Origin of the sequence: Sphaerisporangium melleum (assembly GCF_014646695.1) — a bacterium.
In the GTDB taxonomy this organism is placed as follows: domain Bacteria; phylum Actinomycetota; class Actinomycetes; order Streptosporangiales; family Streptosporangiaceae; genus Sphaerisporangium; species Sphaerisporangium melleum.
The window spans coordinates 1-579 of sequence record NZ_BMNT01000153.1 but is presented as its reverse complement, the minus strand read 5'-3'; the positions used below and the strand labels follow the sequence as shown (position 1 = coordinate 579).

Genomic DNA, 579 nt, shown 5'->3' with positions numbered 1-579 from the left:
TCCCCCAACGCCGCCAGATTCGCCCCGAACGTGTTGGTCTCCACACAATCAACACCAACAGCGAAATACGCGTCATGCACGTCCCGGACGATGTCGGGGCGGGTCACGTTCAGGACCTCATTGCAGCCTTCATGGCCGTCGAAGTCGTCCAGCGAGGGATCGCGGTCCTGGAGCATGGTCCCCATGGCGCCGTCGGCGACGAGGATTCGCCGGCCGAGCAGTTCGCGGAACGTCGTCATCAGAAACCTCCGAGGAGACCCCCGCCTTCCGGCGGGGGAGGAATCGGACCCCTGCCGAGCAGGGTCGGGGAAGGCGAAGGGGTCACCGGTGCTCAGACGGCCTCGCGCAGTGCCTCCGCGCGGTCGGTGCGCTCCCAGGAGAAGTTCGGCTCCTCACGGCCGAAGTGACCGTAGGCCGCGGTCGGCGAGTAGATCGGCCGCAGCAGGTCCAGATCACGGATGATCGCCGCCGGACGCAGGTCGAAAACGCGCAGGATCGCCTGCTGGATCTTCTCCACCGCGACCTTCTCGGTGCCGAAGGTCTCCACGAACACACCCACCGGGTGCGCCTTGCCGATCG

The 579-nt window shown here is 66.7% G+C and carries 2 protein-coding genes; both read right to left on the bottom strand.

From position 1 onward, the window contains the following. Positions 1 to 239: homocysteine S-methyltransferase family protein (locus IEY93_RS37605; protein WP_189167902.1), on the bottom strand; the 239-nt coding region annotated here is incomplete at its 3' end. A 92-nt stretch (positions 240 to 331) separates the two neighbouring features. Continuing rightward, positions 332 to 579, bottom strand: a 248-nt coding sequence (locus IEY93_RS37600; RefSeq protein ID WP_189167901.1) for a methionine adenosyltransferase domain-containing protein, incomplete at its 5' end; no start/stop codon positions are given.